A 350-nucleotide genomic window follows, 5' to 3' on the forward strand; every position below is an offset into this window, starting at 1 on the left:
TGCTGCTCTCGCACCTGCTCGATGCCAGCGGCATCCCGTCCGTCGTCATCGATCAGCGCTCGCGCGACGAGATCGAGAGCACGATCCGCGCCGGCATCCTGGAGCAGGGCACGGTCGAACTGCTCGACACGCTCGGCGACGCGTCGCGTGTCCGGACCGTCGGGCACCGCCACGACGGCATCGAGCTGCGCTTCGCCGGCGAGGGTCACCGCATCGACTTCCCGTCGCTCGTCGGCCGTTCCGTGTGGCTGTACCCGCAGCACGAGGTGCTGAAGGACCTCATCGCCGCGCGCCTCGCCGCCGGGCAGGACCTGCGGTTCGGCGTCACGGCGGAGAGCGTCGTGGATGCC

Annotated in this window: 1 protein-coding gene; it reads left to right on the forward strand. The window is 70.9% G+C overall.

Annotated features, from left to right (window positions below; translation table 11 throughout):
- Window positions 1-350 (forward strand): FAD-dependent monooxygenase (locus tag ACZ3HG_RS23220; protein ID WP_465334664.1); only part of this gene is annotated, 350 nt, incomplete at both ends.

The organism is Erwinia sp. PME.40.26/001, from assembly GCF_055556675.1.